The organism is Pseudomonas sp. P5_A12 (assembly GCF_056400685.1).
The window spans coordinates 1-7724 of sequence record NZ_JBFUKU010000247.1; the positions used below are offsets into that span (position 1 = coordinate 1).

General features: G+C 57.3%; 12 protein-coding genes and 1 pseudogene. 11 read left to right on the forward strand and 2 right to left on the reverse strand.

Annotation, left to right across the window (positions count from 1 at the left end; genetic code table 11):
• Positions 1-605: 605 nt before the first annotated feature.
• Positions 606-920 carry a DUF1654 domain-containing protein gene (locus AC1DSG_RS24080; protein WP_477793130.1) on the forward strand — a complete coding sequence of 105 codons (315 nt, stop codon included), beginning with the start codon at positions 606-608 and terminating at the stop codon, positions 918-920.
• 53 nt (positions 921-973) lie between these two features.
• On the opposite strand, the gene AC1DSG_RS24085 is transcribed toward AC1DSG_RS24080, so the two are convergent.
• A complete protein-coding gene (locus tag AC1DSG_RS24085) occupies positions 974-1804 on the reverse strand; it encodes a S24 family peptidase (protein WP_477793131.1) in 831 nt (276 codons plus the stop codon).
• A gap of 90 nt (positions 1805-1894) precedes the next feature.
• Here AC1DSG_RS24085 and AC1DSG_RS24090 point away from each other — a divergent pair, with 90 nt between their 5' ends.
• The 7 genes from AC1DSG_RS24090 (at position 1895) to AC1DSG_RS24120 (ending at position 5491) form a co-directional block, all read left to right on the forward strand.
• Positions 1895-2101, forward strand: a complete 207-nt coding sequence (locus AC1DSG_RS24090) for a helix-turn-helix domain-containing protein (RefSeq protein ID WP_477793132.1) — start codon at positions 1895-1897, stop codon at positions 2099-2101.
• Positions 2102-2169: 68 nt separating this feature from the next.
• Positions 2170-2592 (forward strand): phage regulatory CII family protein, encoded by a 423-nt coding sequence (locus AC1DSG_RS24095; RefSeq protein ID WP_477793133.1) that lies wholly within the window; start codon positions 2170-2172, stop codon positions 2590-2592.
• Positions 2593-2663: 71 nt separating this feature from the next.
• A complete protein-coding gene (locus AC1DSG_RS24100) occupies positions 2664-3365 on the forward strand; it encodes a phage antirepressor KilAC domain-containing protein (protein ID WP_477793134.1) in 702 nt (233 codons plus the stop codon).
• A gap of 11 nt (positions 3366-3376) precedes the next feature.
• A complete protein-coding gene (locus AC1DSG_RS24105) occupies positions 3377-4159 on the forward strand; it encodes a helix-turn-helix domain-containing protein (RefSeq protein WP_477793140.1) in 783 nt (260 codons plus the stop codon).
• The gene (locus tag AC1DSG_RS24110; RefSeq protein WP_477793135.1) at positions 4156-4851 is read left to right on the forward strand and encodes a replication protein P; all 696 of its coding nucleotides are present in this window, start codon (positions 4156-4158) and stop codon (positions 4849-4851) included. Before AC1DSG_RS24105 ends, AC1DSG_RS24110 begins: the two co-directional genes overlap by 4 nt.
• The gene (locus AC1DSG_RS24115; protein ID WP_454237908.1) at positions 4848-5066 is read left to right on the forward strand and encodes a DUF3310 domain-containing protein; all 219 of its coding nucleotides are present in this window, start codon (positions 4848-4850) and stop codon (positions 5064-5066) included. The genes AC1DSG_RS24110 and AC1DSG_RS24115 overlap by 4 nt, the downstream gene beginning before the upstream one ends.
• Positions 5063-5491 carry a VRR-NUC domain-containing protein gene (locus AC1DSG_RS24120; protein WP_477793136.1) on the forward strand — a complete coding sequence of 143 codons (429 nt, stop codon included), beginning with the start codon at positions 5063-5065 and terminating at the stop codon, positions 5489-5491. The genes AC1DSG_RS24115 and AC1DSG_RS24120 overlap by 4 nt, the downstream gene beginning before the upstream one ends.
• Before the next feature lie 50 nt (positions 5492-5541).
• Here AC1DSG_RS24120 and AC1DSG_RS24125 read toward each other — a convergent pair whose 3' ends face one another.
• Positions 5542-5721, reverse strand: coding sequence for a hypothetical protein (locus AC1DSG_RS24125; RefSeq protein ID WP_477793137.1), 180 nt, complete (start codon positions 5719-5721; stop codon positions 5542-5544).
• A gap of 71 nt (positions 5722-5792) precedes the next feature.
• On the opposite strand from AC1DSG_RS24125, the gene AC1DSG_RS24130 reads away from it, so the two are divergent.
• The 3 genes and pseudogenes from AC1DSG_RS24130 to AC1DSG_RS24140 form a co-directional block, all read left to right on the forward strand.
• Entirely contained in the window at positions 5793-7073 is a 1281-nt protein-coding gene (locus AC1DSG_RS24130; protein ID WP_477793138.1) for a tyrosine-type recombinase/integrase, read from the forward strand.
• Positions 7074-7075: 2 nt separating this feature from the next.
• Positions 7076-7402: a hypothetical protein gene (locus AC1DSG_RS24135; protein WP_477793139.1), complete on the forward strand. Its 327-nt coding sequence runs from the start codon at positions 7076-7078 to the stop codon at positions 7400-7402.
• Between the two features lie 3 nt (positions 7403-7405).
• Positions 7406-7724, forward strand: a pseudogene (locus AC1DSG_RS24140) (hypothetical protein); the annotation flags it as partial.

Genomic DNA, 7724 nt, shown 5'->3' on the forward strand with positions numbered 1-7724 from the left:
GGCTGGAGCAGTCTTCGCCGTTAGGCCCTTCCCCGTCGTGGGCGATGTTGTAGCTGGCGATCATCGCAATGCCGTTGCTCCGGCAGATACCGATGATCTGCAGCATGAGCGGGCTGATTTGGTCGTCGTAAACCTGTTCTTTGTTCATGTCTTTCCCTCGGTTGTCATCCCAAGCAGCCCTCGCGAGAAGGCTGCTCAGTGATGCTGTCCGTCCTATTGCCGCCGGAGGGGCGGGGCGCATTGCTTGCCGGGTCATTCACACGGTTTTGGCGTTTCACCATCGAGCAACCGTCCAGGTTGTTCCTGTCGTTGGCAGGCTTTCGGGCCTGTCTGCTCGCCGGTCGCCGGTAGAGGCAATGCGGTCTGTTGTTTGTTGCGCTGACTGTTAAAGAGCGGTGGTGCTGCGCAGCGGGTTGAGCGCGCTGCGATGGATGTAATTTAGAAAACTAAACAAAGAGAGTCAACAATTATTTTAGATAACTTAACAAAAGGATCGTCCGGATACCGCGCAGATATCTACACGTCAAGACTTACGGTTTAGGAAACTACACGCTATGCTGCGTCAAAACCTGTATGGATATACAGTTAACAAGGGAGAGCATGGCATGGCCAAGAAACAGGCAAAACCGACCGTACGGCAGGAGATGAGTGGCATTGAGCGGTTAGGCCTGAGGGTTTCATCAATGATTAATCATCCGTTCGCGCAGGATCTGCGCTGCGTGACGATTCATCGGCTGGACACAGATGGGGACAGGGAATGGGAAGAGGTGATGGGCCTTCTGTCAGAGACGGACGGCATAGATATGACGTTCAACGACGACGAGTCGGTTACGTTGAAATGGGAAGCGTCATCAGAGAACGATCACGAAGTTGAAGCACATGATGAATTCATAAAGGTAGAGGAGGTCGCTCCATTCTGACGGGTATAAAAAAGCCCGGCGCATGTCCGGGCTTTGCTACCACCAGTAACAGCCTACGCCTTACGACCATTCCAAATAAAAAGGACCTTGGCATGAATAGTCACGTCGTCGATTCTGGCGGTCTGATTTTCGTAATGCTTGTTGTCCGAGATCAGGCGGTAATTGTCTTCGTCGAGCCGCATGACTCGCTTGATGTACAGCTCCTGGTGCCAGGTCATCACATAAATGCCCTCGCCAGCGAACTCCTTCACTCCACGATCCACAATCACTAGATCCTTGTCATTGATCGTGCCTTCCATCGACTGACCCCAGCCAGTGATCATGGCGAGCGAACTGGCGGCGGTGTAGGTGACACCTTTCTCGCGCAGTATGTCCTCGCGCACCACGAGGTTGCGGACTGCCTCGTTGTACTCCGGCGGAACTTGGCCATGGCCCATGGCCGCGCGGATATCGTACTGCGGAATCAGAATCTCATCGTTGGTCGGCCGGAGCGCTGCGAAATTTCCCGGTAGATATTGCTGGCCGTTGACAGCAGGGCTGTCGGCCTCGGCTGCTGCTGCAAGCACCATCTCCCGAGCTTTGTCTGAAAGGTTCTTGCCAGCTTTTGTCGCAAGCATGTGAGCCACCAGCTCTGCACTGGTTGAGCCTGCCTTCGGGCCGTCCACGGACGCGGCATCATCTGGTGATCCCGTCCCCTCTGACAGCCAGTCAGGCGAGCATTCCAGCGCTTTCGCCAGCGAAAGAAGGTTTTTACCTTTTGCGCCATTAGTCCCGGACACCCAAAAGCTGACCGTCGCCTTGGATACGCCTGTCAGTTTGCTGATGTCTGTAGCGCTGAGGTTCAGCTTCCTCATGCGCGCAGTAACGCGGTCTTTGAATTCCATATTTAGGATTCTAAACATTTCGATGTTTAGATAACTTGCCTTGTATTGTTAAGAACTCTAAACTCGGCACAGACAATGGAGACAAGCCCCATGACCTACGACGAAGCCCTGAAACATTTCGGCACCGGCCGCGCAATCGGTGACGCCCTCGGGGTGAGCGGAAGCCGCGTATCCCAATGCCGTACCACCGGTGGGTTTTCCTACCCAATGCAGTGCGTCCTCGAAAAAGAATCCAGCGGCGCCTTGGTCGCCAAGCGCGACGACGATCCATCCCAGACGTTAAAGAAATCCGCCTGACGTCCACGAAACAGATTTTGCAATCCGTACCGGCCCGGTGCCACTGAAACAAAAACGAGGATTTACGAATGGAAGACTTTCTGCGGGCCTGCCAGAACGCTGTTCTGGACAACGAAGCGAAATCGCTGGCGGCAAAGATGGGCGTTGCTCATGTGAGCCTGCTTCAGCGCGCAAACCCTGACAACGATGCGCATCACCTGACCATCGAGCATCTGTTCGGGGTCTTGCTGCACACCGGTGACATGCGCCCGTTGATGGCACTCGCTGACCAGTTCGGTTTCGACCTGGCTGCTCGCGAGAAGCCGGCCGTCAAACCCTTGATGGTTGCCTTGGGCAATCTGTCCGCTGAGTGCGGTGACGTGGGTCGATTGATTTTCGACGCGGCTGAAGACAACCACATCAGCCAGCACGAAAAAGCCCAGGGCGAGAAAGCAATTCTTGAAGCGATTGATGCGCTGCAAGTTCTGCGCGAATCCCTCAAGGCGGCCTGAATTCCAGACACAAAAAAACCGACGTACGAGGTCGGCTTTTTCAACAGCAGTAAAACACTTGAGGGGCCATTATGAACACGATCGTCGCTCCAAGCAATACGGTCACCATGTCGAGCCGGGAGATTGCCGATCTCACTGGTAAACAGCATCAGCACGTCATTCGCGACACGAAGCGCATGCTTGGTGATCTCGGTTTAGATGCGTCCACTTTTGGACGCATCTATCTCGACGGTTCGAACCGTCAGCAAACCGAGTACGTGATGGGGCAGGACCTAGTCATTACCCTGCTGGCCGGTTACAGCGCCCCGCTTCGATACCRTGTCGTGACACGTTTGCAAGAACTCGAAAACGTGTCGCGACAGTTAGTCACCATTCCGAAAACTCTTCCTGAGGCGCTGCGCTTCGCCGCCTTGCAGGCGGAAGAGAATCTTCAGCTTCAGCAGGTTATCGCCAAGCAGGCGCCGAAAGTTGAAGCACTTCACCGTCTCGCCAAAACCCAGAGCGATATCTGCATCACCACGGCCGCCCAGATCCTTGGCGTTCGGCCTACACACCTTTTCGACTGGCTCAGCCAGAACCGCTGGATCCATCGCCGCACTGCGCGGTCGAGCTGGGTCGCGTATCAGCCACGCCTGAACACTGGCTGGCTTAAGCACAAGCTGGTCAAGGTTGGTGGAGGGGAAGGGCAGGACATTAAGGTAGTCGAGCAAGTGATGGTGACCCGTTCGGGCATGGTCATGCTCGCTGAGCAACTTCAAGGAATCACGCTGTGAGCGTTCAAGCAATGTCCTGGGCGCTCTCTCTGCCCACCCAATCCCTGAAAGATTCGAGCGCGCGTCACGTGCTGCTGTGCTTGGCCAACTACGCCGGCTCTAACGGTGCTGGCGCCTTTCCATCCGCTTCTACCCTGGCCCAAGACACTGGCCTGTCAGAGCGCACCGTTCGTTACAAGCTGGACGATCTGGAGAAGTCAGGACTGATCCAGAAGGGCAATCAGGCCATTGCTGCCGTGCACATCGACCGTCATGACCGCCGCCCAGTCGTTTACGACCTTCAGCTATCTCGGGGTGCAAATCCTGCACCCCGTACAAAACGGGGTGCAGATGACGCAACGGGGTGCAACTCACAACAGAACGGGGTGCAGCCTGGAACAGAACGGGGTGCAGCGGCTGCACCCAATACATCAATTAACCATCAAGTAACCGAAGAGCAGCAGCAGCGCGAGATTTCTGAAGCCATCGCCGAGCAGGAACGTCTGGCCCTCGCCGCCGATGATCGCCAACGCTTCGCCATGTTCGCCGCTTGGGTTCCTGGCGAGAAGGCATTGGCCGACCAGCTTTCGATTGCTGGCCTTCCTGCTGACTCGCTCACTGACGAACTTCTCGCAGGGTTCAAGGGTTTCTTCGTTGCCAAGCCGTCGACCGTCGACAGCGGTGCCGGTTGGTGTTTCCGCATTGCCACCTGGGTCAAGCGTGAGCGCGTCAAGGCTGCGGGATCCGCATCGCCTTCCGCTTCGGACGAGTACGACGACGAAAACACCGAATGGATGAATGGGGGTGCGAAATGAGAGCGGTTTCCACGGTAGCGGCACAGGCAGTGACCAAGGTTCGCCACGGCGAATTCGTCGACTCAACCATCGAAGTGTCGGTACAGGCCCAGCAGGATCAGGCCCACGAAACCGGCAAGGTGATCAACCAGCTGTTCCGCCAGCTGCGTTCGATCCGCACTGCATGGCGTCAGGCTTGGCCGGACGCGAAGGCCTACAAGGAATCGAAAGCTACCTGGTTACAAGCGTTCATCGAAAACGGTATCTGCACCCAAGAGCAGATCGATATCGGCCTGATCCGCTGTCGCGCCGAGCCTTCCGACTTCATCCCGAGCGTCGGCAAGTTCATCCAAGGTTGTGTGCCGACGCCGGAAATGCTCAACCCGCCGCTGCCGAACGTGGAGACGGCTTACAAGCAGGCCCTGCGTAACTGCCATCCAACGATGCACGGTGTTGCGAAGTGGTTTCACCCAGCCGTCTACCACGCCACTGCCGCCGCTGGATTTAACATCCTGCCACTGCTCAGCCGAGAGCTGGGTTTGATCAGCTTCGAGAAGCGGTATCTGGAGCAGGTTCGCAAGATCTGGATGGGCGAGCAGCTCGGTCCAGTGCCGGTGGCAGAATTGGCAGCACCGCAAGCTCAACGAACTCCCGATATTGGCAATAAAGCCCTGGCTGAACTGCGCGCGCGCCGCGCTGGAGCAACCGCATGAGTGCATTGAACACCCAAGTCGCTGGCGGTCATTACAAATCGCTGAAGATCCAGCCGATTGAATACATCCACGCGAACAGCATCCCGTTCGCCGAAGGCAGCGTCATCAAGTACGTGACCCGGTGGCGCGACAAGGGCGGGATTGCTGATTTGGAAAAGGCGAAGCATTTCCTCGAGTTGTTGATCGAACTAGAGCAGGCGAGGGCGCCGGAATGAAGACGGCCAGTCCGAAGCTGTTCAAGCAGAAGGCCGTGCGTGCCAAGCCAGCGGACCGTGAAGGGCAGGAGCAGGCCGCGCTGCTGTCCGAGATCGAGCTTCGTTATCCGCAAGTGTTCGAGCTGATCTACCACGTTCCGAATGGTGGTCATCGGCACAAGCTGGTAGCCATGAAGTTGAAGCAGCAGGGCGTGAAGGCGGGTATCCCCGACCTGGTACTGCCAATGGCACGCGGTGGGTTCTTCGGTCTGTACATAGAATTCAAGGCCACGGTTGAGCCGGCCCCGGTTTCTTCCAGCCAAGCGGCCTGCATTCGTCGACTGAATGAGCAGGGCTACCTTGCCGTGGTCTGCCGTGGACACTTCGATGCTATGGAGCAGATCCGCGCCTATCTTCGGCTCGCTCCTACAGTGGTGGCAGCATGAACAATCAATTCAAGGCCGGCGATCTGGCAATGATCGTTGGGGCCAACTCCCTAACGCAGAACATCGGCAAACAGTGCCAGCTTCGCGAATTCGTGGTGAGCGGTGACTGCTACGTCGCGCCGAATGGCGTGGTGTATCGGCACGACGATGTGCCCTGTTGGACGCTTGTCGGTGATGGTCTGGTCGCGGTCGTCGAGGGTGAAGTAGTGCAGCTGGGCTTTGGTATCCATGAGCCGAGACACCTGATGCCTCTACGCGACGACTTCGCTCCCGAGCGGCAGAATTCTCGCGAGGTGATTGCATGACCAGCGCCGCCGTGAAGATCACCGACGCCGAAATCAAACGGCAGGCCGCCGGTACCGTGCGCGATCTGCGTGACATCGAGAACCGTGGCCTGTACCTGCGGTTCACTCGCGATCGCGCCCGGGCTTCGTGGTACCTGGTGCGCAAGGAGAAATGGAACCTCGTCGGCAGCTTCCCGGATCTGAGCGCCAAGCAAGTCGTTGCCGCACTGCCAGCGATTCGTCTGCGCCTTGATGCCGGTGCCGGTTCAAACCTTTMGAAATGGGTTCTGGTCGGTGAGCTGCTGGACTGGTACGCCGACCGGATGGCCCGCGATCGCAGCTTGTCGAGCAAGCGCAAAAAGACCGGAGCCTCGCTGATCAAGTGTCACCTGAAGCCGTTGCTGGGCGCAGTGCCGCTGGCCTCAATCAATAAGGCCACCCTGGACGATCAATTCATGTGGCCTGCACAAGAAACCATCGGCATCGACTATGTGCGCTCAGCGTTCCAGCTGCTGGCGTTGGCATTCCGCCAGGCGTTCAAGCTTCGGCTGATCTCGGTCAACCCGATGAAGGACGTAAAGTTCAGCGACTTCTCCAAGGCCAAGGTGGGGGTGAAGCCGTCACGGTTGCGGGTAACCCAGCTTCAGGACCTGATTATCCTGCTGCGGGAGGCCATGGCCAGCGCGCCTGCTGACGCCATGCTCGCCCTGATGATGCTGTGCCACGGCACCCGCATTGGTGAGAGCCGGCAGGCCCAGTGGTCGCATATCAGCCTTGCTGAACGGGAGTGGTTCATTCCGGCTGCGAACACCAAGACCGGCGTCGAGCACCATTTGCCACTGACCGACCAGGTACGGCAGCTGCTGATTGGTTATCGCGAAATCCAGAGGGAGAACGGTTATGACGGTCAGTTCCTGTTCCCGTCTCGCAATGGCAAGGCTTTGAGTGAGGGTCAGGCGTGCGCAGTATTCACGCGGCTGGGTCAGGGCGAGTGGACCAGTCACGACCTGCGCAAGGTGGCCCGTACCGGCTGGGCAGACATCGGCATCGACCATCTGATTGGTGAGCTGCTGATCAACCACGCCATGGGCCACAACGTGAAGGTGTACATCCAGTCTGACGTGATGAGCCGCAAGCGTGAGGCCTTGGATCGGTGGTGCGCGTATCTAGATGCAAAGGGTTTCAAGCGTATCCATACCTTGACCGGCCTTAGATCGGGAGATTCTGGTAATCCKCTACAGCCCACGGATGACGTGGCTTTGAGTGCTATTCCAAAAACAACCATAGGCGAGGTTTAAAAATGATGAAAAAGCAGCATGCCCCCGCCTTCAATGCTTCGCCGATGCCGTTGAAATGGTGCGCAGCATGCAAGGGCAAAGCGGTCATCAAAGGCATATTTCATGAGCTGCCTTGCACTGAATGCCACGCCTCCGGCTGGGTTTCGGCGGAGACAGGGGAGGCGCTACCGGTTGAGGTGCTGGTTACCCACCTCGGGCTCATGCTGAACATCTATCAGCAGCGCATCATTGCCTTTGGTAACCGGGTAAATCAGCCGTCAGGCGCTCAGCAGCAATACGAACAGAACAACCGCCGCGGTGCCGGCGGATCGAACTACACAGGGGATTGAGCGATGGGCATCTATAAAGACGTGATGGGCACCCTGGTACGCGTACTGGCCGCCGACAACATCGACAACAGCACCAAGCAGTCCTGGCAGAAGCTGATCGACGCCGACCTGCGCCAGGGTGGCACCGGCAGTTCGTTATCGGTGCGTGACAAGTTCGACTATGACTGCTGCCTATACGCGCTTCTGCATCGTCAGCTTGAGCCTGCTCAGTGGGATGTCCTTGTCGCCAAGTACTCGACGCACAAGGCCAATAAGGTCGCGTCAATCGGCCGGCTCATCAGTCGGATTCAATCGCCTGYGCCTCAGTTGTTCATTTATAAGG

What these genes read in the sequence shown, in the direction of transcription:
- AC1DSG_RS24080 (WP_477793130.1), top strand. Translation starts at nt 606, where the DNA reads ATGGCCAAGAAACAGGCAAAACCGACCGTACGGCAGGAGATGAGTGGC.
- AC1DSG_RS24085 (WP_477793131.1), bottom strand. Translation starts at nt 1,804, where the DNA reads ATGGAATTCAAAGACCGCGTTACTGCGCGCATGAGGAAGCTGAACCTC.
- AC1DSG_RS24090 (WP_477793132.1), top strand. Translation starts at nt 1,895, where the DNA reads ATGACCTACGACGAAGCCCTGAAACATTTCGGCACCGGCCGCGCAATC.
- AC1DSG_RS24095 (WP_477793133.1), top strand. Translation starts at nt 2,170, where the DNA reads ATGGAAGACTTTCTGCGGGCCTGCCAGAACGCTGTTCTGGACAACGAA.
- AC1DSG_RS24105 (WP_477793140.1), top strand. Translation starts at nt 3,377, where the DNA reads ATGTCCTGGGCGCTCTCTCTGCCCACCCAATCCCTGAAAGATTCGAGC.
- AC1DSG_RS24110 (WP_477793135.1), top strand. Translation starts at nt 4,156, where the DNA reads ATGAGAGCGGTTTCCACGGTAGCGGCACAGGCAGTGACCAAGGTTCGC.
- AC1DSG_RS24115 (WP_454237908.1), top strand. Translation starts at nt 4,848, where the DNA reads ATGAGTGCATTGAACACCCAAGTCGCTGGCGGTCATTACAAATCGCTG.
- AC1DSG_RS24120 (WP_477793136.1), top strand. Translation starts at nt 5,063, where the DNA reads ATGAAGACGGCCAGTCCGAAGCTGTTCAAGCAGAAGGCCGTGCGTGCC.
- AC1DSG_RS24125 (WP_477793137.1), bottom strand. Translation starts at nt 5,721, where the DNA reads ATGGATACCAAAGCCCAGCTGCACTACTTCACCCTCGACGACCGCGAC.
- AC1DSG_RS24135 (WP_477793139.1), top strand. Translation starts at nt 7,076, where the DNA reads ATGATGAAAAAGCAGCATGCCCCCGCCTTCAATGCTTCGCCGATGCCG.